The 25246-nt window shown below is 73.0% G+C and carries 23 protein-coding genes; 8 read left to right on the top strand and 15 right to left on the bottom strand.

Going from position 1 to position 25246, the window contains the following annotated elements; translation table 11 throughout:
- Positions 1-88 precede the first annotated feature (88 nt).
- The 3 genes from ABGB21_RS35135 to ABGB21_RS35125 all read right to left on the bottom strand — a co-directional run bounded on the left by ABGB21_RS35135 (position 89) and on the right by ABGB21_RS35125 (position 1545).
- The gene (locus tag ABGB21_RS35135) at positions 89-292 is read right to left on the bottom strand and encodes a hypothetical protein (protein ID WP_331217862.1); all 204 of its coding nucleotides are present in this window, start codon (positions 290-292) and stop codon (positions 89-91) included.
- Between the two features lie 153 nt (positions 293-445).
- Complete coding sequence (locus tag ABGB21_RS35130) at positions 446-1048, bottom strand: FAD-dependent monooxygenase (RefSeq protein WP_347681481.1); 603 nt, start codon at positions 1046-1048, stop codon at positions 446-448.
- Positions 1045-1545 carry an FAD-dependent monooxygenase gene (locus tag ABGB21_RS35125; RefSeq protein WP_347681479.1) on the bottom strand — a complete coding sequence of 167 codons (501 nt, stop codon included), beginning with the start codon at positions 1543-1545 and terminating at the stop codon, positions 1045-1047. Before ABGB21_RS35125 ends, ABGB21_RS35130 begins: the two co-directional genes overlap by 4 nt.
- 34 nt (positions 1546-1579) lie before the next feature.
- Between ABGB21_RS35125 and ABGB21_RS35120 the strand changes: the two genes are divergently transcribed.
- The 3 genes from ABGB21_RS35120 to ABGB21_RS35110 are packed head-to-tail and all read left to right on the top strand — an operon-like array spanning position 1580 to position 2537.
- Positions 1580-1888 carry a hypothetical protein gene (locus ABGB21_RS35120; RefSeq protein ID WP_347681493.1) on the top strand — a complete coding sequence of 103 codons (309 nt, stop codon included), beginning with the start codon at positions 1580-1582 and terminating at the stop codon, positions 1886-1888.
- A gap of 42 nt (positions 1889-1930) precedes the next feature.
- The gene (locus ABGB21_RS35115; RefSeq protein ID WP_347681477.1) at positions 1931-2134 is read left to right on the top strand and encodes a helix-turn-helix transcriptional regulator; all 204 of its coding nucleotides are present in this window, start codon (positions 1931-1933) and stop codon (positions 2132-2134) included.
- Positions 2112-2537, top strand: coding sequence for a hypothetical protein (locus ABGB21_RS35110; RefSeq protein ID WP_347681475.1), 426 nt, complete (start codon positions 2112-2114; stop codon positions 2535-2537). The genes ABGB21_RS35115 and ABGB21_RS35110 overlap by 23 nt, the downstream gene beginning before the upstream one ends.
- A gap of 60 nt (positions 2538-2597) precedes the next feature.
- Here the strand turns inward: ABGB21_RS35110 and ABGB21_RS35105 are convergent, their stop codons facing one another.
- Together ABGB21_RS35105 and ABGB21_RS35100 are read right to left on the bottom strand one after the other, a co-directional pair.
- Positions 2598-3629 (bottom strand): glutathione S-transferase C-terminal domain-containing protein, encoded by a 1032-nt coding sequence (locus tag ABGB21_RS35105; protein WP_347658462.1) that lies wholly within the window; start codon positions 3627-3629, stop codon positions 2598-2600.
- A 133-nt stretch (positions 3630-3762) separates the two neighbouring features.
- On the bottom strand, positions 3763-4065 hold the full coding sequence (locus ABGB21_RS35100) for a hypothetical protein (protein WP_347658460.1): 303 nt from the start codon (positions 4063-4065) through the stop codon (positions 3763-3765).
- Between the two features lie 167 nt (positions 4066-4232).
- On the opposite strand from ABGB21_RS35100, the gene ABGB21_RS35095 reads away from it, so the two are divergent.
- The 3 genes from ABGB21_RS35095 (at position 4233) to ABGB21_RS35085 (ending at position 9568) form a co-directional block, all read left to right on the top strand.
- Entirely contained in the window at positions 4233-4850 is a 618-nt protein-coding gene (locus ABGB21_RS35095; RefSeq protein WP_347681473.1) for a DUF5937 family protein, read from the top strand.
- On the top strand, positions 4793-4927 hold the full coding sequence (locus tag ABGB21_RS35090) for a hypothetical protein (protein ID WP_347681491.1): 135 nt from the start codon (positions 4793-4795) through the stop codon (positions 4925-4927). The genes ABGB21_RS35095 and ABGB21_RS35090 overlap by 58 nt, the downstream gene beginning before the upstream one ends.
- A gap of 273 nt (positions 4928-5200) precedes the next feature.
- Positions 5201-9568 (top strand): S8 family serine peptidase, encoded by a 4368-nt coding sequence (locus ABGB21_RS35085; RefSeq protein ID WP_347681471.1) that lies wholly within the window; start codon positions 5201-5203, stop codon positions 9566-9568.
- A 132-nt stretch (positions 9569-9700) separates the two neighbouring features.
- On the opposite strand, the gene ABGB21_RS35080 is transcribed toward ABGB21_RS35085, so the two are convergent.
- The 10 genes from ABGB21_RS35080 to ABGB21_RS35035 form a co-directional block, all read right to left on the bottom strand.
- A complete protein-coding gene (locus ABGB21_RS35080; protein WP_347658456.1) occupies positions 9701-10627 on the bottom strand; it encodes a DNA-3-methyladenine glycosylase 2 family protein in 927 nt (308 codons plus the stop codon).
- A gap of 89 nt (positions 10628-10716) precedes the next feature.
- Entirely contained in the window at positions 10717-11712 is a 996-nt protein-coding gene (locus tag ABGB21_RS35075; RefSeq protein ID WP_347658455.1) for a Pecanex-like protein 1, read from the bottom strand.
- 1218 nt (positions 11713-12930) lie between these two features.
- Complete coding sequence (locus ABGB21_RS35070; RefSeq protein WP_347658454.1) at positions 12931-13677, bottom strand: zf-HC2 domain-containing protein; 747 nt, start codon at positions 13675-13677, stop codon at positions 12931-12933.
- Entirely contained in the window at positions 13674-14363 is a 690-nt protein-coding gene (locus tag ABGB21_RS35065; protein WP_347658453.1) for a sigma-70 family RNA polymerase sigma factor, read from the bottom strand. Before ABGB21_RS35065 ends, ABGB21_RS35070 begins: the two co-directional genes overlap by 4 nt.
- Before the next feature lie 186 nt (positions 14364-14549).
- A complete protein-coding gene (locus ABGB21_RS35060) occupies positions 14550-15407 on the bottom strand; it encodes a fused MFS/spermidine synthase (protein ID WP_347681469.1) in 858 nt (285 codons plus the stop codon).
- Positions 15408-15463: 56 nt separating this feature from the next.
- Positions 15464-16450, bottom strand: a complete 987-nt coding sequence (locus ABGB21_RS35055) for a hypothetical protein (RefSeq protein ID WP_347658450.1) — start codon at positions 16448-16450, stop codon at positions 15464-15466.
- Complete coding sequence (locus ABGB21_RS35050; protein ID WP_347681467.1) at positions 16447-18930, bottom strand: SMC family ATPase; 2484 nt, start codon at positions 18928-18930, stop codon at positions 16447-16449. The genes ABGB21_RS35055 and ABGB21_RS35050 overlap by 4 nt, the downstream gene beginning before the upstream one ends.
- Positions 18930-20075, bottom strand: a complete 1146-nt coding sequence (locus tag ABGB21_RS35045; RefSeq protein WP_347658446.1) for an exonuclease SbcCD subunit D — start codon at positions 20073-20075, stop codon at positions 18930-18932. The genes ABGB21_RS35050 and ABGB21_RS35045 overlap by 1 nt, the downstream gene beginning before the upstream one ends.
- A gap of 18 nt (positions 20076-20093) precedes the next feature.
- Positions 20094-21851, bottom strand: a complete 1758-nt coding sequence (locus ABGB21_RS35040; protein ID WP_347658444.1) for an ATP-binding protein — start codon at positions 21849-21851, stop codon at positions 20094-20096.
- Between the two features lie 178 nt (positions 21852-22029).
- Complete coding sequence (locus ABGB21_RS35035) at positions 22030-22791, bottom strand: pyrimidine reductase family protein (RefSeq protein WP_347658442.1); 762 nt, start codon at positions 22789-22791, stop codon at positions 22030-22032.
- A gap of 148 nt (positions 22792-22939) precedes the next feature.
- Between ABGB21_RS35035 and ABGB21_RS35030 the strand changes: the two genes are divergently transcribed.
- Complete coding sequence (locus tag ABGB21_RS35030; protein WP_347658440.1) at positions 22940-23485, top strand: plasmid pRiA4b ORF-3 family protein; 546 nt, start codon at positions 22940-22942, stop codon at positions 23483-23485.
- Positions 23486-23900: 415 nt separating this feature from the next.
- Positions 23901-25208, top strand: a complete 1308-nt coding sequence (locus ABGB21_RS35025; RefSeq protein WP_347658438.1) for an extracellular solute-binding protein — start codon at positions 23901-23903, stop codon at positions 25206-25208.
- The last annotated feature ends 38 nt before the right edge of the window (positions 25209-25246 follow it).

The raw sequence follows: 25246 nt of genomic DNA, 5'->3' as shown, positions 1-25246 counted from the left end.
GTTCGGTACGCCTCCCCGCGTACCGGGTGAGCCGATCGGCCGTTGGTACCACCGGGCCCGGCCGCCGTTGGCTGCGGCCCGGCCGCTGTTACAGGGTCTTCGCGATCTCCGCCAGTACGTCGGCCGGCACCTCCACCGCCGTCTCGTGTGGCGGGATGTCGAGCTGGGAGAGCGCCTCCGGATCGGAGATCCGCCATCCCTGGACGACAAAGGTGCCACGGTCGGTGCGGTACAGCGACGGGCAGTTGTTGACCTGTGACTGGGCCGTCTTGCGAACAAAGGTGAGCTTCACATTCGCGCCTTTCGCTCCTTTATGCCGCTTCAGCCTGATGCCTGGCGACCTGTGACGCATTATGCAACTATTCCGGATGATCGGGCACGGATCACCGCACCGTTCGGGCATGAATCTAACTGAATGTTGATTCATCCACGGGCGCGGCCATACTCACAGGGTGTGTCGGAGGGCCAGGCGGCGCGATCGACGCTCTCGGCAATCGCCGGGGCACGCTACGTCGCTGGCGGTGGGCGCCGGTCGGCGAACCGGGCCATCGACCGGAGCGGTGTCCGACGGGGTGAGTCGCAGCATGATGTTGCGGAGCGTGACCGCGATTCGACTTTCCGGTTGTTGGCCGAACCGACCGATCCGATAGGAGGCCCGGGCGATCTGTTGCGAGCGCGGGCGTCGCTCCCGGTCATACCGGAGTAGTGCATTCGGCAGGTCCCCGAATTCGTCCAGAACTGCGCCGAGCACCACTGCGTCCTCGACGGCCTGGGCCGCACCCTGGCCCAGGTTCGGGGTCATCGCGTGTGCCGCGTCGCCGACCAGCACCACCGCGCCGCGCCCGTACGTCGACAGCGGGGTGCCCAGGTGGTGGATGTCGCTACGCAGCACGGCCTGTGTCGGCGTGGCGTCGAGCAGCGCCGGGATCGGGTCGTGCCAGTCGCCGAACCGGTCCCGTACCGCCCGGAGTTCGTCCGGTGCGCGCTGACCGGCCGGGGCGTTCACCGCGCGGAACCAGTAGACCCGGCCGTCGCCGAGCGGGATCATCCGCGGACCGTGCTGCGCAGCCCGTCCGCGCCCACCACCAGATCGGCCCGGACGGTGTGCCGGACCCCGTCGCGCAGGTAGCCGACCTCGGCGGGCGGACCGGCGAGCAGGTCGACCACCTCGGCGCCGGTGACGATCGAGTCGGCCGGTAGGGCGTCGCGGAGGAGTTCGTGCAGGGTCGCCCGGTGGATGCCGAGTGACGCCGTGCCGAGCCGGTCGGCGAGGGTCGCCGCCTCGACCCGGAACAGCCAGCGACCGTCGGAGGTGCGGGCCCCGCCCGGCGTCTCGAACGAGCCGGCCGCGCGGATCCGTCCACCGACTCCGAGCGCGTCGAGACCGGCCAGCGCGTTGGACATCAGGGTGATGCCGGACCCCACCGTGCCGAACGCGGGTGCCCGCTCCGGGACGCTGACCTGCCAGCCTCGGGCCCGTAGCCCCTGGGCGGCACAGAGCCCGCCGATTCCGGCGCCGACCACCACCGCGGTGCGCTCCGTCATGCCGGTACCTCCTGTCCGACCGTGCCCGTGATGGATCCTTCTGACCGTCGGGCGTGCCCGCACCCTCGCCTGGTACGCCTGCCTGCTCGAGGCGACCCACCACCCCGAACTACGGGAGATCCTCGCGTACGGCCGGGCGTCCCGGGCGTTGGCCAGGACCCTCCTGGCCCAGGCCGGCGTGGCGGACCCGGACCGTGCTCACCGTGATGGTCGGCCCGGGCGACCCGATCGGCACCCCGGCACCGGGACCCGGATCCGTCGAGGCCCGTCCGTAGATCCTCCGGTCACGCCCTGGTCGGCCCGTCGGTCGGAAGCGGTTCCGGGCCCAGGGACAGGGATGTAAAGGACCCTTGACTTGGGTGCGAATGACAAGCACCCTTTACATGTGCGGAACGACGTACGGGCGCTGCGCGTGGCGTGGAACCTGACCCAGGCTGACCTGGCACAGGCACTCGACGTCTCCCGGCAGACCATCAACGCGATCGAGACCGGCCGCTACAACCCGACGCTGCCCCTGGCCATCGGGATCGCGCGGTTCTTCCGACGGACGGTGGAGGAGATCTTCCATGTGGACAACAACAACGGCTAACCGGGTGTCGCTCACCTTCGAGCTGCTGGGCTGTGTGGCAGCGCTGGCGTTGGCCGCCGACGCCCTCCGGGACGGAGACGAGACGCGGGCGCTGACGATCCTGGCCATCGGGGCGATCCTGGCCGCGATCCTGACCCAACGGAACCTGGCCCGGCGCACCGGCGCGGCGCCCCGGGTCGCCTCGGTGACGGACGGGCGGGCGGCTGACGAGTACGGCGCCTACGCCCAACTGCGGGCCTGGGCGGTCACCGGTCAGGTGGCCTTCGCGCTGCTGCTGGTCGCCGTGACCGGGGCCGCCCTCCTCTCCGCCGATGACCGGGCCGATTCGTTCCTCTGGCTGTTCCTCCTGGTCGCGCTGGTGTACGAGGGCAGTTTGCGCTGGTTCCTCCACCGGGCACGTTAGGTACTGCCACCGGACCGGGGGCGGGGACCCGCAGGGCCGCCCGGCCCCCGGTCCGGTGGTTCAGCCGGCGAGCGGAGTGTGCCCGGCCGGCACCACCTCGTCCGCGCGCGGCGGCGGGGGCGGAGTGCCGTCGCCGAACGGACGCCCGCCGAGCGCCTCCCGGCCGTGCGGCTCGAGCCAGCCGGCCAGGTCCGGCCCCACCGGTACGATCCCGGTCGGGTTGATGTCCCGGTGCACCTCGTAGTAGTGCCGCTTGATGTGGTCGAAGTCGATGGTGTCGCCGAACCCCGGAGTCTGGAACAGGTCCCGGGCGTACGCCCACAGCACCGGCATCTCGGTCAGCTTCTGCCGGTTGCACTTGAAGTGGCCGTGGTAGACGGGGTCGAACCGGACCAGCGTGGTGAAGAGCCGGACGTCCGCCTCGGTGATGGTGTCGCCGACCAGGTAACGCTGCCCCGACAGCCGGGCCGACAGCCAGTCCAGCCGGTCGAAGAGCCGGTGGTACGCCTTCGTGTACGCCTCCTGGCTGCCGGCGAAACCGCACCGGTAGACGCCGTTGTTCACGTCGGCGAAGACCACCTGGTTGACCTCGTCGATCTCGGTCCGGAGCTCCTCCGGGTAGAGGTCCGGCGCCCCCGGCCGGTGGTAGGCCCGCCACTCGCCGGAGAAGTCCAGGGTCATCTGCGCGTAGTCGTTCGTTACCACCTGCCCGGTCGGCACGTCGACGATCGCCGGCACGGTGATGCCCCGCTCGTAGCCGGGGAAGCGGGCGAAGAACGCCTCCTGCAGGCGTTCGATGCCGAGCACCGGGTCCCGGCCGCCCGGGTCCAGGTCGAACGTCCAGCTCCGGGCGTCGTGGGTCGGGCCGGCGACCGCCATCGACAGGACGTCCTCCAGACCGAGCAGTCGGCGGACGATGATCGTACGGTTCGCCCACGGGCAGGCCCGGCTCACCACCAGGCGGTACCGACCGGGCTCCACCGGGTAGCCGTCCCGACCGTCCGCCGTGATCCGGGTCGCGATGTAGCGCTGGTCGCGGGTGAACTCCCCGCCCGGGTTGACGTAGCTGCCGGTCTCTGCTGTCTCTGCCATACCGCCATCGTCGCGCAATCGGCGAGTCGACACGACAGCAGGCCGGAACCGGGGCCCCGCCCCGGTCCGCCGGCCGGCCGGCTGTCGACGACGCGTCCCGCCCCGGTCCGCGGGCCGGCTGCCGACGACGCGTTCAGTGGCGCATGAGCGCGTTGATCGTGCCGTAGTCCAGGGCGTCGGCGAGGGCCTGGTAGGTGCCGGTCCCGAACGCCTCCTCGGCGGCCCGCCGCGCCACCCCGTACGCCGCCTCGGCGACCGACGAGCCGAGGCTGACCCGGGCCACCCCGAGCGTCGCCAGCTCCGCCACCGCCGTGGCCCGGATCCGGTTCGCGGTCTCCTGCCTCTGGGAGGTCGTGGCGAGCGTACGGGTGCTGCGTGACACCGGTGACCACGCGATCCACCTGCCCTGGGCGAACCGGGTCCGCCCCCCGCTCATGGCCGCCGGCCTGATCGGCACCGGCTCTGTCGGCGACGGCTCCACCGGCACCCGTTCCGACGGCGGCCTGCTCTGGCAGCTCGTCCCCGGCCAGCCCGCGCTACCTGCCCGACTTTCTCACCCCGCCACCGCAGGGGCTGACCCCGGACCTCGGTAGTGAACTGACCGTGTTGCGGGCCACCCCGCCCGAGGTGCTCCGGGCCGACCTGGACCGCTACGACGCCGCGCCGCCCCCGGCGGTACGCGCCCTGCGCGCCGACCCGGTGGCGGGACTACGTCGACTCGCCGACGAGATCACCGCCTACTGGGAGATCGCGCTCGCCCCGGACTGGGCCCGGATCCGGCTGCTGCTCGAGGCCGAGGTGCAGCACCGGGCCCGTCGGCTGGCCACCGACGGCGCCGACGGGCTGCTCAACGACCTCCACCAACGGGTTCGCTGGGAGGGCGAGACGCTGTCGATCGCCCAACGCCACTGCACCACCGCCGACGTACCGGACGGCAGCGGGCTCGTCCTGGTCCCGTCCGTCTTCGTCTGGCCCTCGGTGCTCAGCGTGGCCCAGGGCACACCGCCACAGCTCGCGTACCCGGCCCGGGGGTCGGCACGCTCTGGGAGGCGGGCGCCCGGACCTCCGACGCCCTCGGCGCGGTACTGGGCCGGGGGCGGGCCCGGCTGCTCGTGGAGATGCGGGCGCCGGTGTCGACCACGGAACTCGCCCGGCGTACCGGGATCTCGGCCGGCGGGGTGTCGCAGCACCTGGCCGTGCTGCGGGCCGCCGGGCTGGTGACGACCCAGCGGGACGGCCGGAAGGTGCTCAACCTCCGGACCACCGTCGCCGACGCCCTGCTCTCGGTCGCCGGCTGACCCGGCACGGACCAGCCGTCCACTGTGTTCACTCCATAACGGACTCCCTGCGGGTCCGCGTCCGGATCTCTGGCGCCCGGATGACTTGATCATGAGTCGTCGCACCCACAAGATGATCAAGATTCGGCGTGGCCGGCCCCTGTCTCCGGGCCCGCCGATCCGGTGGCACCGGCATCCCGGGGCGCCGACGCCGGCGCCGCGAACCGATCGCGCGCCGCTGGAGTGGGAGGAACGTTGTCAGTACGACGATCACGTCGAGGACCGGTCCGGAGTGTGCTCCGGCCCGCGGTCGCCGTCGCGGCGGCCGTTGTCCTCGGCCTGACGGCCCAGCCGCCGGCCGCGCACGCGGCCCCGACCGGAGCCGATGTGGACAGCCAGGTGCTGCGGGAGCTCTCCGATGTGGGCCGCACCAGCTTCCTGGTCTACCTGAAGGAGCGGGCGGATCTGGACGTGGCGGCCGGGCTGGCCGACCGCGACGCCCGCGCCGTCGAGGTGCACCGGCGGCTCACCGGCACCGCCGAGCGCACCCAGCAGGGCCTGCGCGGTCTGCTCACCAGCGAGGGGGCGACCTACACCCCGTACTGGATCGCCAACATGATCCGGGTCGAGGGGGACCGGGCACTGCTCGACACCATCGCCGCCCGGGCCGACGTCGCCCGGATCGAGCCGGTACGGTCCTACCGGCTCGAGGAACCGCCACCGCGGCAGACCACCACCAGGGCCGCCGCGACCGGCGCCGAGTGGGGCGTCAAGAGCATCGAGGCACCCCGGGTCTGGGACGAGTTCGGTGACCGGGGCGAGGGCGTCGTCGTCGCCAACATCGACGGCGGGGTCCAGTACGACCACCCGGCGCTGGTCGGCTCCTACCGGGGCAACAACGGTGACGGCACCTTCAGCCACGACTACAACTGGTACGACCCGAGTGGCGTCTGCGGCCAGTTCGGGTTCGCCCCCTGCGACACCGGCGGCCACGGCACCCACACCATGGGCAGCATGGTCGGCGACGACGGCGCCGGCAACCAGATCGGCGTCGCCCCCGGCGCGACCTGGATGGCGGCCAAGGCCTGCGAGCGCGAGTGGTGCTCGGACTCCTCGCTGCTGCTGGCCGGCCAGTGGATGCTCGCCCCGACCGACCGCAACGGTCAGAACCCCCGACCCGACCTGCGGCCGGACATCGTGAACAACTCGTGGGGCGGCGGCCAGGGCGCACTGTGGTACCGGGAGACCGTCGACGCCTGGCGGGCCGCCGGCATCTTCCCGGTCTTCTCCGCCGGCAACTCCGGCCCGGCCTGCAACACCGCGAACTCGCCGGGTGACTACCCCGAGTCGTACGCGGTCGGCGGCTACAACTCGGCCAACCAGGTCTACCAGCAGTCCAGCCGGGGCAGCTCGGCGGTGGACGGCGGGATCAAGCCGAACATCTCCGCGCCCGGCGAGGACGTCCGGTCCAGCTGGCCCGGCAACGGGTACGCGACGATCAGCGGCACCTCGATGGCGGCCCCGCACGTCTCCGCGACGGTGGCACTGGTCTGGTCCGCCGCACCGAACCTGCGCCGGGACATCGCCGGCACCGAGAAGCTGCTCGGCGAGACCGCCACCGACGTGGACGCCACCGAGTGCGGCGGCACCGCCGCCAACAACAACGTCTTCGGCGAGGGACGGCTCAACGCGTACCAGGCGGTGCTCAGGGCGCCGCGTGGCGCGGTCGGCCGGGTCAGCGGCCGGGTCACCGACGCGGCGACCGGGGAACCGCTGCCCGGGGTGGAGGTGACCGCCGGCGACACCCGGACGGTGACCGGGACCGACGGCGGCTACACCCTGACCCTGCCGCTCGGCGGGCACACCGTGACCGCCACCGCGTACGGCTACACCAGCCGGAGCGTCGCGGTGACCCTGCCCGAGCGCGGCGCCGCCACCGCCGACCTCGCGCTGGCGCCGCAGCCGATGGTGACCGTCTCCGGCAAGGTCGTCGACGGCTCCGGACACGGCTGGCCGCTCTACGCCACCATCGAGGTCGCCGGCCGCCCCGGGGATCCGGTACGCAGCGACCCGCTCACCGGCAGGTACGCGTTCAGCGTGCCGGCCGACAGCACGTACACCGTGACCACCACGGCGAGCCGCGCCGGCTACCGCACGCTCACCAGCACGGTGAAGGTGACCGCCGAGGACCGGACCCTCAACCTCAGGGTCCCGGTCGACCACGGCTGCACCGCCGCCGGCTATTCCGGCGCCTACTCCACGCCGCTGTTCGGCACCGAGACCTTCGACGGCGCCGGCGCACCGGCCGGCTGGTCGGTGGTGAACCGGACGGCGCACCCGGGCTGGACCTTCGACGACCCCGGCCAGCGGGGCAACCAGACCGGCGGCACCGGGAACTTCGCCATCGTGGACAGCTTCGTCCAGGGGCTCGACGCCAGCCAGGACACCGACCTGGTCTCCCCGGTGTACGACCTCACCGACGTCCGGGCACCGTACCTGCGCTTCCACAGCGACCTGTACGCGACCGCGGGCGCCGACATGGGCGACGTCGACGTCAGCACCGACGGCGGCAGGACCTGGACGAACGTCTGGCACGGCGACGACTGGCGACGCGGCCCGGTGCAGGAACTGGTGCCGTTGGAGGCGGCCGCCGGCCGGGCGAAGGCGCAGCTGCGGTTCCGCTACAGTGCGACCTTCGGCTGGTGGTGGGCGGTGGACAACGTCGAGTTAGTCGACCGGGTCTGCACCCCGACCCAGGCCAGCCTGGTCGCCGGCTTCGTCACCGACCGCAACACCGGCGCCGGACTCACCGGGGTCACCGTGGCCAGCCCGGACGCCCCGACCGAGCAGGCGGTCACCATGGCGACCCCGGACGACCCGAACATCACCGACGGGTTCTACTCGTTCGTCTCCAGCCTCACCGGAACACACCCGGTGCGGGCCGGCCTGCTGCCGTACCAGCCAGCGTCGAAGGACGTGACGCTCACCGCCGACCGGCTGACCAAGGCGAACCTGGCGCTCACCGCCGGCCGGATCACGGTCAGCCAGCACAGCGTCGAGGTGAACCAGCCGTACGGCAGCACCCGGAGCACCACGCTGACGGTGAAGAACACCGGCAGTGCCCCGGCCACCGTCGAAACCCTGGAACGGGCCGGCCGTACCGAACTGCTCGCCCGACACGGGGCACCGCTGGCGGACCGGAAGGTCACCGGCGTGAAGAGCTGGACCGGGTTCGGCGGCGGGGCCGGCGCCCCGGCGCCGTCGGTCGGCACGACCGCCACCGACGAGCTGGCCTGGACCCGGATCGCCAACGCCCCGGCGCAGGTCTACGACAACGCCGCCGTCACCATCGGCGGCAAGGTCTACTCGGTCGGCGGCGGCGCCGGCAGCGGCATGGAACGGTCGACCTGGGTCTACGACCCGGCGACCAACATCTGGTCCAGCCTGGCGCAGATGCCCCGGGGCCGGAGCAAGCCGTCGGCCGCCGTGGTGGACGGCAAGCTCTACGTGCTCGGCGGCTGGTCCACCGAGGGCGTGCCGGTGCCGACGGTGGACGTCTTCGACCCGGCGCAGGGCAGCTGGAGCACGATCGTCGGGCTGAGCAACCCGGCACCCCGGGCCGCCGCCGGCACGGCGGTGGTCGACGGCCGGATCGTCATGGTCGGCGGCTGTGCCGACGGTCAGTGCACCCCGAGCGACGACGTGGTCGTCTTCGACCCAGCCAGCCGGACTTTCCACACCGGCGCCGACTACCCGACGGGTGTGTCGTACCTGGCCTGCGGTGGCATCGGTGGCACCGTCTACTGCGCCGGCGGGGTCGCCGACCGGACCTACCGGAGCACCTACGGGTACGACCCGACCAGCGAGGTCTGGACCCCGCTGCCGGACCTGCCGTTGGAACTGTGGGGGGCGCAGACCGCCGTCGCCGGCGACCTGTTGATCCTGGCCGGCGGCATGACGGCCGGCAACACCGTGGTCACCAACCGGACCGTCGGTTACGACCCGGTCGCCCGGGCCTGGCGGGACCTGCCGAACGTGGGGGTCCCCGCCTACCGGGGCGCCATGACATGCGGGGTGTTCAAGATCGGTGGCGGTACCGACGTGGTCACCGCCGAGGCGGAGCGGCTGACCGGCCTCGGTGACTGCGACACGGCCGGCCTCTCCTGGCTGGACACCACCCCGACCAGCTTCACCCTGGCTCCGGGCGCGTCGAAGACCGTCACGGTCACCCTGACCGCGACCCCGGCGGCCGGCATCAGCCAGCCCGGCAGCTACCGGGGCGAGTTCGGGTTCACCTCGGACAGCCCGTACGCCACGCCGGCGGTCACGGTGAAGGTCGGTGTGGCACCGCCGGAGGACTGGGGCAAGATCCAGGGCACGGTCACCGGACGGAGCTGCTCCGGGCAGCTCCTGCCGCTGCCGGCCGGGGTCCGACTCAACCTCACCGGCAAGGGCAACGGCGGCACCGGCTACCCGGCCCAGGCGGACGGCCAGGGCCGCTACGCCTACTGGGTGCCGGCCGGGACGTACCAGGTGGTGGTCAGCCGGGACGGTTGGACCCCGCTGGTCAGGCGGCAGACGGTCAGCGCCGGCTTCACGCTGACGTACGACGTCACGCTCGAGCCGTCCTCGCCCTGCGCGGCCCGGCTGGGCGGAATCTGACCGGCCCACCCGACTCCGCCCCGGTCCTGACGGCGCGCTGTTGACCGTCGGGACCGGCCCACCGGTGGCCGTCGGACCCACTGCGGGTCCGGCGGGGCCACCGCCGTCGGAAGTCTCGGCCGGTGGAGCCGGTCAGTATCGGGCGAAGGAGCGCATCGGCATCCGGGGCCCGAACCGGGGCGCGTGCAGCCCGCCCGCCTCCAGCAGCAGGCAGACCCGACCCCGGTGCCCCCGGTACGGCGCCAACAGCTCCAGCATCCGGCGGTCGTCGCCGCGTACCTCACCGGCCAGCGCCCAGGCGACCGTGTTCGGAATGTGGTAGTCGCCCACGCTGACCGCGTCCGGATCACCGAAGACGGTCCGGACGACCTCGGCCGCCGTCCACGGGCCGATCCCGGGAATCGCGGTCAGTCGACGGGTCGCCTCGGCCGGATCGAGGCAGCGTTCCAACCGGTCCGCCTCGGCCGCCGCCCGGCGCAGTGTGTCGGCGCGCCGCTGCTCCACCCCGAACGGGTGGAAGACCCAGTACGGCGCGGCGGCGATCGCCGCCGGATCCGGCGGGGTCCAGAGTCCGGGCACCGGGCCGGGCGCCGGCGCGCCGAAGTGTCGGACCGTCGCCGCGTACGCCCGGTACGCCTCCTTGCCGGTGACCTTCTGCTCCAGGATCGCCCGCAGCAGCCGGGGGAAGAGCCGGCCGGTGGTCGGCAGCCGGAGTCCCCGGTGACTGCGGGCCAGCCGGTCCAGCACCGGGTGCTCGGCGACGAGCTCGGCGAAACCGGTCAGGTCGTCGCGGAGCCCGGCGACGGCGTCGGCCCGGTCGACGACCCAGTCCGCTCCCGGCCCGTACCCCTCGGCGACCAGGTCGGCACCGACCCGGCGCAGGCCGAGTGTGCCCGGCCCGGTCGGGGTACGGGTGGCCCACCAGAAGGCCCCGTGGACGAACCGGGCACACGGGTCGTGCACCCCGGCCCCCATCGCCAGGAGCCGCAGCGACGCGGCGAACTGGTAGCCGGCTGGTGGTCGCAGTACCCGGTCCGCCGTCGCCGCTGTCCCGTCCACCCGGACACTCTGCCACGCCGAGCTGCGGAAACAGAACGGCGCCGGAACGCGACAGCGTTCCGGCGCCGTTCGGACGGGAGTTGGTCAGATCACCGGACGGTGATCCGGACCACGTCGAACGCCGGGACCTGGTTGGCCCGGGCCATCATCGGCACCCGGTGCGAGCCGTCACCGGCCCAGACCGCGCACTGCGCCACACCACGCTCGGTCAGACCCGGCACGGTCACCGTCACGGTGTCCGGGTCGACACCGCCGCGGCCGTCCTCGGTCGCCACGAAGAACGCCGGGACCGGCGCCGGGTCGGGCGCGTTGCGGGTGCTGGTCAGCATCCGGCAGGCGGAGTGGAAGTGGCCCCGGACGATGCCCTCGTCGGTCAGGAAGGAGCTCTCCAGGTAGTAGCCGCCCCGCCCGGCCGGCAGGAACCGGTCCCGGACCAGGTTGCGGGTGCTGACCCGGAGGGTGAACTGCTGGTTGCGGCGGACCGACTGCGGCGCGGCGGTGATCAGCAGCGACGGGTTGGCCTCCGGCGCGGCGACCTCACCGAACGCGGTGCCGACACACCGCTCGCCGTTCTGGAAGCCGTCGTGCGGCTGCAGCTGGCTGCCGGAGCAGTTGTTGCCGAGCGGCTCGAGCGGCGCCGCCGGGTCGGCCGGCGTGCTGCTGGAGGGGGAGGTGCCGGGGCTGGGCGTGCAGTTGGCGTTGCCCGGGTTGCCGCCCCGGCCGCGCTGGCCGATCGGGGCACCACCCTGCTGCCCGTCGCCGGGGTGCTGGGTGGCGCCGTGGTCGTGGTACGACCGGGTGGCCGGACTGGCTGCCGTACCCGGGTTGCTGGCCGCGGCCGAAGGGTCGGCGGCGGGTGCCTCCGCGCCAGCGTCGGCTCCGGCGGCCGGGCTCGCGGGTGCGGTGGTCGTGGTCGGGCACGGTTTGGCCTTGGGCGGGCGACCCCAGGTGCCCGCGTTGGAGACCTGGGTGACCGCGACGATGGCGCCGAACACGCCCAGCGTGGCCAGCACGGCGATCAGGCGCTTGTTGCGGGGTGGACGGTTCGAGCGCCGCCGTGAGGAGCGGACGGGGGTGTTCTTCACGTGGTGCCACCTCTTTCTGCAGAGGGTTCGGTGAGCGCGGTCGGTTCAGCCGGACCTGGCGGGACACCGACGGCCAGGGAAACCGCCGGTCTCGGAGTGTGGAGCGTGGCGCTGGCCGGGACGGCAACGCGGATCCGTACGCCGACGGGTACGTCGGGGGGTGCGTACGGACCGGTGCCCCGGCGGCCGGCGCACCGGTCGGCCGGTCGGGGGGAGTGCCGGGGACGATCGTGGTCGCCTCGTGGCAACCGGTGGATCGTCACCATCTCCCTGCCTTCCGAATAATCGATCGGTAACGCTGCGAAAAACCTACGGAATACGTCGCGGGAGAGTCAAACCGAGATAGCCCAGATAGGAATTATTTAGGGTCCACTTAAAAGGAATTTATGTTTTGGGACGGCCCGGGTCGACGAGGTCGGGGCGGGACGGCCCGGACCTGCGGCGACGCCGCCGGCGTCATGTCCGGGGCGACGCTGTCGGCCGGGTGCCGCGCCCCGGACCGGGCCGGCGGCCGGCCGCGCCCACCGCGGCAACGACCGGCCGCCGGGGCTGAGGGAGCGGCTTGGCTGGTTGGCTCTCCCGGTCGGCGGCATCGATCGACGTGGTGACCGTCGGTGATCCGATTCGTACCGTCCGTTCGCTTCGTCGGACCGCTCCTGCCGCCGGTCATGGCGCGAATCGGTTGGTGGGAGGCGCTGTTCTCGACGAGGTGGCGACCGGGCTGGCCGGCGATCCACCTCGTCCGTCCACACCGGAGCGCCGTCGGGCGCCCGGCTGACCGGCCGTGGCGGTGGTCCGGGTGCGGTCGCGCCCGGGGTGGCCCGGGGGTGCGCCCGGGTCGACGGAGGTGGATCCGCGGGTGGTGGCGCCGGCCGGCACCTCAGGAGGCGGAACGGTGCCGCTGTGTGCCGGCGGTGTCACGTGGTCCCTCCGCTCGCTCGGTTGTCGGCGGGTACGTGTCGCGGTACTCTGCCGGATCACCGGATTCACCGTGGACAATCTCACGGCGAATGGTTGAACCGACTGACCGGCGGATACGTTATTGATTTGTCGGCGACGGGGCCGGGACGGCGTTTCGCGAATGCCGAGTCAGGTGTCGTAGGCCGGTTTTCCGTGGACGAAATTATCCGTCGGGTGTCCGCCACGACACCGTACGTGAACCGGCGGGCTGCCGACCTCGGGTGTGCGCCCGCCTCGGTCAGCGCGGCCCGGCTCGGGTCAGAGCGACACCGTCACCAGCGGGGTGGCCTCTCCCCGGTCGTCGAGTTCCTCGACGCGGATCCCCTTGATGTCGGTCCGTTCGGTCGCGCTGGCGGCCTGGAGCAGCAGGGGCTGTTTCTGCGCCGCGGTGCCGTAGCCCGCGGGCGGCACCGACCAACTGGAGATGACCTCGGCCGGGCCGGACTCGGGGAGCAGCACCAGTCGGCAGACCCGTGGGCCGGAGATCCCGCTGAGCGCGAAGAAGACCCGGGTGCCGAAGGGTCGTGACTCGACGACGAAGTCGGCGTGCACCCCGGAGGTCTGGTCGGTGGTGCCGAACCGTTCGCCGTCCGGCGAGCCGGGACGACCACTCGGCCACGGATCGGCCGGCGTGCCCGGGGGCTGGGCGGTGATGTCCGGGCCGGCGGACCGGGAGCCGGCGAGGAATCCCAGCCCGGTCAACATCGCCACCAGGACGATCCCGGCGGCCAGGGTGTAGAGCCGTCGGCTGCGGGCCCGCCGCCGGTCCTCGCCGACCGCCGCCAGCACCCGCTCGAAATGCGGGCTCTCCGGGGTGTACTCCTCCACCGTCGCCAGGTCCTGGCCGTCGACGTCGCCGAGCAGTTCCACCACCGGCAGCAGTGACTCCAGTTCCGCGGCGCAGGTGTCGCACCCGGCCAGGTGCTCCTCGAACCGGGTGCTGTCCCGGTCGTCCAGCACCCCGAGCGCGTACGACGCGACGTCCCGGTGCGCCTCGCCGGTCACCCGGTCACCCCCCGTTCCTGTAAGGCGGAACGCAGCGCGCGGAGCGCGTAGTAGACCCGGGACTTGGCGGTCCCGAGCGGCAGCCCCAACTCGGCCGCGGCCTCCGGCACGGTACGCCCCTGGAAGTACGTCGCCACCAGCACCTCCCGGTGCGGCTGACTGAGCGTACGCAGGGCGTCGGTCACCGTCATCGTCCGAAGTACCCGGTCGGTGGCGTCCGATTCGGAGAACGCGTCCAGGTCGCGGTCGTACGTCTCGGCCGGCCGGGCCTGCTCGCTGCGGTGGTCGTCGATGACGATCCGCCGTGCGACGGTGACCAGCCAGGGACGCACCGACTGCCCGTTGGCGCCGAGCCGGTCGGCGTTGCGCCAGGCCCGGAGCAGGGTCTCCTGTACCACGTCCTCGGCCCGTTGCCGGTCGCCACCGGTCAACCGCAGCACGAACATCAGGAGTGGCTTGGCGTGTTCCTCGTACAGCAACCGGACGAGCTCTTCGGAATGTCGGGTATTCGCCGGTTCTGCGTGGTGGCGGCCGGCAGCCGGTCGCGACGTCACCGGCTCATCATTCCGGTCCACGGGCCGCGCGTCGAGACCTTTGCGGTACCGAATTGACCGGCGATGCGCGGTCGAGCACATTCGCCCCGGCATGACCAGGTCACCGCGCCAGCCGCCGGCTACCGCCTGCATCGCACCCCTACCTCCGCGTCGGACGTGTCGGCTCCACCGTCGGCCCCACCGGGCCCACGGTGGGGCCGACCCTGCATACGGATTTCGACCCGGCTCGGATCAACGGCCGCCCCGCGAACTTCGCGGACCCCGTCGGCCAACCCGTCGTGGGGCTCAGCGGGCGACGTGGAAGGTGCCCGGTGCGGTTCAGCGGGCGACGTGAAAGGTGCCGGGCGGTGGTGGCATCGACGGTTGCGCCCCGCTGTCCCCGACCGCCCGGGCCCCGGCCGTGAACCGCTCCAACTCCGCACCGTGCAGCACCCGGCCGGGAAACCAGTCCCCGGCGGCCCGCCGGGTCAGGTCGGCCACCGGCAGTGCGGTCCGGGCGGCGACGAGGACCAGGTTGCCGTACCGCCGGCCGCGCAGCACCGCCGAGTCGGCGATCACGCAGACCTCCGGTAGCACCGTCCGCACCGTGGCGACCTGGGCCCGGGCGTGCCGCAGCGGCGACCCGTCCGCGATGTTCACCAGGTAGCTGCCGTCCGGTCGCAGCACCCGGGCCGCCTCGGCGGCGAACTCCACCGAGGTCAGGTGCGCCGGCGTCCGGGCGCCGGCGAAGACGTCCGCCACGATCAGGTCGTACGCCGCGTCCGGCGCCGAGGCGAGCACCGCGCGGGCGTCACCCACCCGGACCCGCAACCGGGGATCGGCCGGCCAGGGCAGTTCCCGGCGGACCAACTCCACAAGCGCCCCGTCCACCTCCACCACCCGCTGGGTGGACCCCGGCCGGGTCGCCGCCACGTACCGGGGCAGGGTCAACGCGCCGCCGCCGAGGTGCAGCACCCGCAGCGGCTCCCCGGCCGGCGCGGCGAGGTCGATCATGATCGCCATCCGGCGGACGTACTCGAACTCCAGGTGGGTCGGGTCGGTCAGGTCGACGTGCGACTGCGGTGCCCCGTCGACCAGCAGGGTGTACGAGTGCGGCCGGTCCGGGTCGGGGGAGACCTCCGCCAGCCCGCTCTCCACCCGCGCCGCCACCAGGTCCGTACGCCGCCTCCGTCCCACCGCCCCAGTCTAGGGAAGGGGTCCTCCACACCTGCTCGGGTACAGGAAGGGCACACCTAACGGCGGTGGCTGCTCAACGTCAGCGCGCGGTGCAGCAGCCGACCGTCGCCGAGCCGGGCCCGCAGCCGGCGCTCCAGGCCGGCGATCGGGATCAGGTTCTGCGGCGCGCGCGGGTCCTTGTACGCGGTGGAGGCGAACCGGGGCAGCGTGACCAGCGACAGGTCGGCGAGTTCGATCGCCTTCCGCTCGTCGAGGTCGGCCGAGCACTCCACCCGGACGATTCCGGCCCACGGCCCGCGCGCCGAACCCGGCAGCCGCAGATACCACGAGTAGCCGCCCCACGCCGTGCCGAGCCGGAAGACCGGGGACCGTTCCCGGGCCCGCAGCCCGGTCACCACCGCGCTCAGCCGGGCGTCCAGGTACTGGCTGTGCTGCGTCTTGATGTAGCCGATGGTCCGGGGAAGCTGCCGCCGGTTGCGCAGCGGACCGTCCACCACCAGCAGGTCACCGTCGTCGCGGACCGCGCCGGAGACCTTCACCTCGAGCGCGGTCAACGGGCCCTGGACCGCCGCCGGCAGTTTGCTCAACTCGCCACTGCCGCCGAGCCGGTGTACGGCGTACCGGATCTGCCCGGCGAGCACGTCCCCGGCCGACGGGCTGGCGGTGAACAGCCCCCGCTCGACCTCGGCGCCGGCCAGTTCCGCCGCGCCCCGGCGCAGGTCGCACCGGACCACCCCGGCGGCGTACGAGGCGGCCACCCCCGGGTACGACCCACCGTCCGGTTCCTCGATCCAGAGGCTGGCGTCGATCCGACGTACCCCGTCCACCAGCAGGACGACGTCCGGCGCCTCGACCCCGTCCGGTGCGGGTACCGCCCGCCACTCCTCCGGCGGCAGTTCCACCCCGGCGTCGACCTGGGCGCTGCTCGGCGCCGCCGGGCCGCCGGCCGCCTCGAACGACGCCCCGTACGCCGGATCCCAGGCGTCGACGTAGAGCCGGGGCCGGTCGGTCCGGGGTTCCGGCGCCGCGCCGGCCGCGTTCACCGGCCGACCCGTTCCACGTGGGCGCCCCGGGCGTCCTTGCGGACCTCGAACCGGACCGGGATCCGTTCGGCGAGCGCCGGCACGTGGGTGACCACGCCGACCATCCGGTCGCCCCGGGCGGCGAGGTTCTCCAGGGTGGCGGCGACGGTGTCCAGGGTCGCCGCGTCGAGGGTGCCGAAGCCCTCGTCGAGCACGATCGACTCCAGGCTGGCGGTGGTGGTCGACATGCCCGCGAGCTGCTCGGACAGGGCCAGCGCCAGCGCCAGCGAGGCCTGGAACGTCTCGCCGCCGCTCAGCGTCCGGACGTTGCGGCGCAGCCCGGCGTCGTGGTGGTCGACGACGAAGAACTCACCCTTGTCGTGCCCGAGGTCGTACTGCCCGCCGGTGAGGTCCCGCAGGATCCGGGAGGCGCCGTCGACCAGCAGGTCGAGCGCCTCGGCGAGCAGCCAGCGTTCGAAGTTGTTCGCCCGCAGGTGCCCGGCGAGGGTCCGGGCGACCTGGCTCTCCCGCTCGTGTCCGGCGCGCTGTTCGGTCAGCTCCCGGGCCTGTTCGCGGCGTTCCTCCAGCCGGCGGTGCTCCGCCTCGGCCCGTTCCACCGCGACCGCCGCCAGCCGTACCGGGTCGTGGTCGCCGGCCGGCGCGTCCAGGCCGGCGGCGGTGAACAGCGCACCGATCCGGGCCAGCACCGCCTCGGCGTCGGCGTGGGCGGCGTCGACCGCCCCGACCGCGGCGGCCCGGCCGGCCCGGCGTTCGTCGGCGGCCCCGGCCGCCCAGTCGCAGAGCCCGGTCCAGGCGGCGGTGACGTCGTCCCGGTCGGCGGCCGGCGGGCCGAACCGGGCGACCGCGTCCCGGACGGTGTCGAAGGCCCGCCAGGCACCCCGCAACCGTTCCTCGGCGGCCTCGACGCCGGCCCGGGCCCGCCGGGCCGTCTCCCGGGCGGCCCGGACCGCGCCGCCGGCGGTCTCCAGGTCCCGGCGCAACCCGGCGATGCCGTCGAGTTCCCGGCGCAGTGTCTCCGGGCCGGGTGAGTCGGCGAGGGCTCCGTCGAGGTCGGCGAGCCGGGCGGTGAGCTGCTCGTGCCGGGCCCGGGCCGCGTCCAGCGTCCGTTCCAGCTCGCGGGCGGCCCGGTCCCGGTCGGTGACCTGCCGGTTGGCGGCGTCGGCGGCGGCCCGGGCGGACTTTCCGGCCGCCTCGGCCGCCGGCACCGCCGAGCCGGCCGGCAGCGCCGGCACCTCGGTCACCGGCTGGGTACAGACCGGGCAGGGCGCGCCGGCGTGCAGGTGGGCGCGGAGCGCGGCGGCCCGGTCGGCGGTCTGTGCCTCCTGGTACGCCGCCCGGGCCGCCTCCAGTTCCTGGTCGGCCCGTTCGGCGGCGGCCCGGGCCGCGGTCACCGCCGTCACCGCCGCCCGGTGCGCGTCGTCGGCCTCGGTCACCGTCTCGGCCAGCGTCGCCGCCTCGACGGCGACCCGGTCCCGTTCGGTGTGCGCCTGCAGCCGCAGCCGCAGCGCCGCCGGATCACCGGCGGCGGCGAGCTCACCGCGCAGCTTCTCCTCGCGCTCCTCGGCGACCGCCACCGCGGCGGTCGCCTCGGCCGCCTCGGCCCGGGCCGCCGCGACCGCCTCGGCGACCGTGGCCAGGTCGGCCGGGGGCCGGACCCGGGTCAGTTCGGCGAGTTCGGCGTCGAGCGTGGCGAGCGCCTGCTCGGCGGCACCGGCGGCGGTCCGGGCCCGGAGTAGTTCGGGTACCGCCGCGTCGACCCCGGCCGCGAGGTCGCGGAGCTGGTCGACCCGGGCCGAGACGGCGGCCAGCGCCTCGTCGTCGATCCCGGTGAGCCCGCCGAGGACCCGGTCGACGGCGGCGAGGGCGGCCTCGGCCTTTCCGGCCCGGGCGGTGGCCAGCTTCTGGACCTCCTCGTAGACGCCGAGCCCGAGCAGGTTGACCAGGATCTGCTGCCGGGTCGCCGGTTTGGCGTGCAGGAAGTCGGCGAACTGTCCCTGCGGCAGCAGCACACAGCTGGTGAACTGCTCGTACGGCAGCCCGACCGCCTCCAGCACCGCCTCGTCCATCTCGGCCGGGGTGCCGGCGATCACCTCGCCGAGGTCGTCCGGGCTGAGCCCGGTGTCGAGCTTGGTGACGTCGAAGCCGGGCGGCATCAGCTGCAGTCCGGCGTTGCCGGTCTTCACCGTGCCGCGGCTGTCCCGCCGGACCACCCGGGTCGCCACGTACCGGGCGCCGGCCGACTCGAAGACCAGCCGGACCCGGGCCTCGGCGGCGGACGGGGCGAGCGCGTTCGCCAGGCCCCGGGCACCGCCCCAGCGTGGCACCGTGCCGTAGAGCGCGAAGCAGATCGCGTCGAGCACGCTGGACTTGCCGGCGCCGGTCGGACCGACCAGGGCGAAGAAGTCCGCGTCGGTGAAGTCGACGGTGGTGGCGTCCCGGAAGGCGGTGAAGCCGGCCAGGTCGAGCCGGAGCGGACGCACTATTTGGTCGCCTCCTCGTAGAGCTCGTCGAACAGCTCGCGGACGCCGTCGTCGGCGTGTCCCCGGCTGTCCAGGTAGTCGCCGAAGAGCTCCCGGGGCGAGCGTCCGGCGCGCTGGGCGGCCCGGGAGCCGCCCGGGGCCGGCAGCAGGTCGGGGTCGATCCGTACCTCCAGCGCCCGGGGGAGCAGCTCCTGCACCTGCTCGCGCAGCCCGGCCCGGGGGGCCTCCCGGACGTAGACCCGCAGCCAGGCCGTGGGGTCGTCCAGCTCCGCCAACTCGGCCAGGGTCCCGCGTACGGTGCGCAGCGGCGCCGAGCCGGTGATCGGCACCTCCCGTACCCGGGCCGCGCTGCTGGTGCTCACCTCGACCATCGTCACCGAGGGGATGTTCTCCTCCTCGCCGAAGTCGACCGCGAGCGGGCTGCCGCTGTACCGGATCGGGCAGGGGCCGAGCACCGGCTGGGCCCGGTGCAGGTGCCCGAGGGCGACGTAGTGGGCGCTGCCCGGAAAGACGGTCGACGGCACCGCGTAGTTGAGTACGGTGTGCGCCTCCCGCTCGCCGCCACCGGTCCGGGCCCCGGCCACGGTGAGGTGCGCGGTGACCAGGTGTACCCGGTCGGCCGAGTCGAAGCTCTCGGTGAGCCGGCCGAGCAGCCGCCCCACGTGGTCGGCGTACGTCTGCACCGCCTCGGCGGCGGTCAGTTCGTACATCTCGACGGCGCGGACCGCGTACCGCTGGGAGAGGAACGGCAGCGCGACCAGCCGCCACGGCTCCCCGGCGGCGGTGGCGCCGTCGATGACGTGCTCGGCCGGGTCGTCCCGTACGCCGCCGCGCAGCGCGATCCCGGCCGCCTCGGCCCACGGCCGCAGCGCGTCCAGCGCCGGACCGTTGTCGTGGTTGCCGCCGATCGCCACCACCTGGGCGCCGGTCCGGCGCAGCGCGGAGAGCGCCCGGGTGACCAGCCGGGTCGCCTCCGGGGTCGGCGCGGCGGTGTCGTAGAGGTCGCCGGCGACGATCACCAGGTCGGGTGACTCGGCCCGGGCGACCTCGACCAGCTGGGCGAGCGCGTCGCGCTGCTCACCGAGCCGGGACTGTCCCTTGAGGACCTTGCCGACGTGCCAGTCGGAGGTGTGCAGGATCTTCACACGCCGTCCCTGAGAAGGCTAGAAGGGGATGTCGTCGTCGGAGAGCGCCCCGTGACCGGAACCGACCACCGCGAACGGGTCGGCGGCCTGGGTGATCGAGCGCAGCGTGCCGGACGGGGTCGCCCCGGCCTCGGAGACCCGGGTCGCCCAGGCCGGGAACGGGAAGTCCAGGCAGAGCGGCACCGGGATGTCCGGCTGGTTGACGAACATCGTGCCGGGGCGGGCCAGCAGGGCGCGCTGGCGTTGGGCGGCCGGGAGGAAGCCGTACTCCGGGCGGGACGCCTCGGCCGGGTCGAGCCGGCCGACCACCCGGATCGCCGAGTTGGTCACGATCCGCCGCTCCACCTCGCTCGCGGTCTGCTGCGCGCCGATCAGGATCACCCCGAGCGAGCGGCCCCGCTCGGCGATGTCGAGCAGCACCTCCTTGATCGGCGACGAGCCCTCCCGGGGGGCGTACTTGTTGAGCTCGTCCAGGACGACAAAGAGCAACGGCTTGGCGGTGCCGGCCTTCTCCTTGCGCTCGAACTCGCTCTTCAGCGTCACACCGACCACAAAACGCTGCGCCCGGTCCGGCAGGTTGTGCAGGTCGACCACGGTGACCTGGGCGGACTCGGAGGTGTTGACCCGGTGCGGCCGGCGGGTGGCCAGGTCGCCGCGGATCAGCCGGGCCAGGTCCTTCTTGCTGCCGATCAACCGCCGGGCGAAGGCGTTGACCGTACCGGTGTTGATCGCGCTGCCGGCCCAGTCCGAGCGGGTCTCCTCGTCGGTGAGCCGCTCGACGACGAAGTCCACCAGGTCCGGGTACGAGTTCAGCCTGGTCCCGTCGATGCTCACCCCGCCGTCGGCGGGCTGGGCGTACCGGGCCAGGTGGGCGGCGACCGAGTGCACCACCATCGTGTACTGCTGGCGTTCGTCGTCGGCGTCGGCGAAGACGTACGGCAGGAGCCGGTCGGCACAGAACTCGGTGAGCGTCCAGTAGAAGCTGTCGACCCCGGTCAGTCGACTGCTCACGTCCGGGGTGCCGGAGGAGTCCCCGGCCCGGGGCGGCGCGTAGACCCGCACGTCCGGGAACGCCCCGGCGCTGAGCCCGAGCTTGGCGTACGTCGCGGTGGTGGCCGCGTCCAGCCGGCTGTTCGGGTGGTCCAGGAAGAGCAGGTCCTCGCCCTTGACGTTGAAGATCAACGCCTTGGCGTTGACCGCGTCGCCGCCGAGCACCCCGGAGCGGAAGACGGAGTAGAGCAGGAAGGTGGCGAAGCTGGTCTTGGTCGCCACCCCCGAGATGCCGGAAATCGAGACGTGCGCTCCGCGGGTGCCGTCCAGGAAGTCGGCGTTGAGGTAGACCGGTACGCCGTCCCGGCCGATCCCCATCGGCACCCGCCGCTCCATCCGGTCGAAGTGCAGTGCGGCGGACCGGGCGTCGCCCTCGGCCCGGAAGACCGGGGCACCGGGGGAGGGCGGGACGTAGAGTTCCGGGTCCACCCGGGTGGTGGTGATCTCGGCCGCCTCCTGCACCAGCGCCGGCAGCGTGCCGTCGGCGATGGCGAAGACGTCGGAGTCGAACTGCGCGCCCTCGTGCCGGGCCCGGACCTGGGTGACCACTCCCGCGATGGTGACCGGCTCGCGGTCCGGCAGTTCCCGCCGGGTCACCACCACGTCGTCGAGCTGCAGGTAGCTGCCGGGGGTGACCGCGGTCCAGAACTGCAGCGGGGTGGCGTCGGCGGTGCCGAGCACCCGACCGACCGCCGTCTCGGGCTCGGTTGGCGGGATGTCGGTCACCGCGGCGACCCGGTCAGGGTGGGAATCAGGTCAAGACACACGAGTCGCATCCTGCCTCACGGGTACGACAGTGCGCCACGCGACGCGGCGGCCGGGCCGTACCGGTCACACCGGCCGTCCCGGCGGTCACATCCGCCGGACCCCGACCGGGGGGCCGTACCGCCCCGTGCCGGAGGGGTCAGCTCTCGGACCGGGTGTACCGGAGCAACAGCGAGTTGTCGCCACCGGCGAGGACGTGCCGCAGCGCCATGCCCCGGGGCGGCGTGGTCGGGCCGGCGGTGATCCGACCGGCACCCGGGCCGGTGAGCAGCGGCGCCACCGTCAGGCAGATCTCGTCCACCAGGTCGGCGGCGGTGAGCGAACCGAACAGGTGCGGACCGCCCTCGCAGAGCAGATGTCGGTGGCCCCGGTCGCGCAGTTCGGCCAGTCCGGCGGCGAGGTCGACCCGCTCGTCGCCCCGGCGTACCAGGTCGGCGACGGTCTCGAGACCGGGCGGCGCGGTGGCCTGGGCGTGGGTCAGCACCACCGGTCGGACCGGTGCCTCGGCGAAGGCCGCCGATTCCGGGTCGAGGTTCAGCGTCCGGGAGACCACGACCAGGGTCGGGTACTCCGGCAGTCCCTGCTCCCGGCGCCAGGCCCGGCGGCGCTCGTCGAGCCGGAGTGCCCGGTACGCCTCGTGTCGCAGCGTGCCGGCGCCGACCAGCAGCGCGTCGCAGAGCATCCGGAGCACGCCGAAGACGCGCTTGTCCGGTCCGTTCGGGGGACCAGAGAGCCCGGCCGAGTGCCCCTCGAGTTCCACCGCGCCGTCGATGCTGGTCACGAAGTTCATCCGCAGGTGGGACGTGGTGGTGCGGGGGTAGAGCCCGGCCAGCGCCGGGTCGTCCAGCGGACCCGCGTCCGGCAGCGGCCAGAGGCGGGTGATCGCGACATTCTCCGTCATTCGCTGGCCGGACCAGTGACCGGAGGCGTTGGTCCGGGGGTACGGTGCTGGCAGTCGCACCAGTTGCGGCCCCGGCAGTTGTCGTGCCGTGCCTCCCGGCACGCTCGGCAGATCATGCCGGTAAGCCTATGCCGGGAGGTTCGGAGACGTGCCGCGACAGATCTTCCAGCTGAGGGTGACCCTGGCCGACGTCACGCCGGAGGTGTGGCGGCGGGTGCTGGTGCCGGGTGGCTACACCCTGGACCGGGTACACCGGGTGTTCCAGTCCGCGATGGGCTGGCAGAACTGTCACCTGCACTCGTTCGACATCAACGGCGTGCAGTACGGCGAGCCGGATCCGGACGAGGAACTCGCGTTCCGGGACGAACTGGAGACCCGGCTGGACGAGGTGGCGGCCAAGGGGGGCCGGTTCCGCTACACGTACGACTTCGGCGACTGGTGGGAGCACGACGTGACCGTCGAGGACGTCTTCGGCGCGGATCCCGAGGAGCGGTACCCGCGCTGCGCGGCCGGGGCCGGGGCGTGCCCGCCGGAGGACGTCGGGGGACCGTTCGGCTACCGGCGGTTCCTGGCCGCGTACGCCGACCCGGACCATCCGGAGTACGAGGCGATGCGGGGCTGGCTCGGTCGGCCGTTCGTGCCGACGGACTTCGACGTCGAGCGGGCGAGCACCCTGGTCCGCCGGTTCGGCTGACCCGCCCGCCCCGTCCAGCTGGTGAGCGGGACCTGACCCGGGCCGGGGTCCCGGTCCGGTGACGGGTCGTGCCGTTCGTTACCTCGGGGATAACGTCCGCTTTGCGGGTGAGTGACCGTACGCCGTCGGTAACGAAATGGGAACGCTCCCACTGGCCCATTGACACTCCGGTAACCCGCCGGCAATCTCATGGGAGCGCTCCCGGCGGGTTGTGGCGCAAGCCACCTGGCACGTCGCGGCAGCGTCCAAAACCGAAACCCCACCGCACGGCTCCGCGGCGACAGCCTCGGAGCCGTCGGCGGGCGGACATACCGAAAAGATCTGTGACACCCGGAACACCCGCTGCGACGCAGCACGGTCGGACACACAGCAACCACCACCACATCACGAGTCACCCACCTGAGAGGGGTCAGGGATGAGCGTCATCAGGCGCCGGCTCCGCACCGCCGCGGTCGCCGCGGTCGCCGCGAGCATGGCTCTCGGCAGCGCGGCCTGCAGCAAGAGCAACGACGGCGGCTCGACCGGCGAGGGCGGCCAGGTCAAGCTGGTCCTGCAGACCTTCAGCAACTTCGGCTACGACCAGGCCCTCAAGGACTTCGAGGCGGCCCACCCGAACATCAAGGTCGAGCACCAGCGGATGGGTGAGCTGCGCGACTTCCAGCCCAAGCTGGTGCAGTGGCTCGCCGCGGGCAGCGGTGCCGGTGACGTCGTCGGTCTCGAAGAGGGCGTGCTGCTGCAGTACGTGCAGAACCACGACAAGTTCGCCAACCTGCTCGAGCTGGGTGCCGCGGACCTGAAGAGCAACTGGCCGGAGTGGAAGTGGAACAACGCCCTCACCCCGGACGGCAAGAAGCTGATCGGTCTCGGCACCGACGTCGGCGGCCTGGCCATGTGCTACCGCAAGGACCTGTTCGAGCAGGCCAAGCTGCCGACCGAGCGGACCGAGGTCTCGCAGCGGATGAGCACCTGGCAGGACTACGTCGCGCTGGGCAAGGAGTTCAAGGCCAGCGGGGTCAAGGCCGCCTGGCTGGACAGCGCGACCAGCCTGATGCAGCCGTACATCATGCAGAACTCCGAGACCTTCTTCTTCGACAAGGAGAACAAGTTCATCGGTGACACCAACCCGGTGGTCAAGCAGGCCTGGGACCTGGGCCTGCAGATGGCCGCCGACGGGCTGACCGCCAAGGCGCAGCGTTGGAGCGCCGACTGGGACGCGGCGTTCAAGAACTCCGCCTTCGCCACCATCCCCTGCCCGTCCTGGATGACCGAGGGCATCATCGCCCAGAAGTCCGGCCCGGCCAACGCCGGCAAGTGGGACATCGCCACCATCCCGGGTGGCGGCGGCAACTGGGGTGGCTCGTACCTGGCGGTCCCGGCCCAGACCAAGCACCCCAAGGAGGCCTTCGAGCTGGCCAAGTACCTGACCAGCAAGGCCGGCCACCTGGCCGCGTTCGCCGAGGCGGCGGCGATGCCGTCCAGCATCCCGGCGCTCGAGGACCCGGCGTTCAAGGACAAGAAGAGCGAGTACTTCAGCAACGCTCCGATCGGTCAGATCTTCAGCGACAGCGTCAAGAACATGAAGCCGGTCTTCCTCGGTGCCAAGCACCAGCAGGTCTGGGAGACCATCGTCGAGCCGCAGATGCAGGCGGCGGAGCGCGGCCAGATCGCCTCGGCTGCCGCCTGGACCAAGGCGATGGACGAGGCCAAGAAGGCGGCCAGCTGAGTCGCCGGTGACCTGTCGGTCCGCGGGCGCCCCTTGCC

Origin of the sequence: Plantactinospora sp. B24E8 (assembly GCF_039871735.1) — a bacterium.
Taxonomy (GTDB): Bacteria; Actinomycetota; Actinomycetes; order Mycobacteriales; family Micromonosporaceae; genus Plantactinospora.
The sequence above is the reverse complement of the archived record's forward strand: the minus strand, read 5'-3'. Positions and strand labels throughout refer to the sequence as shown.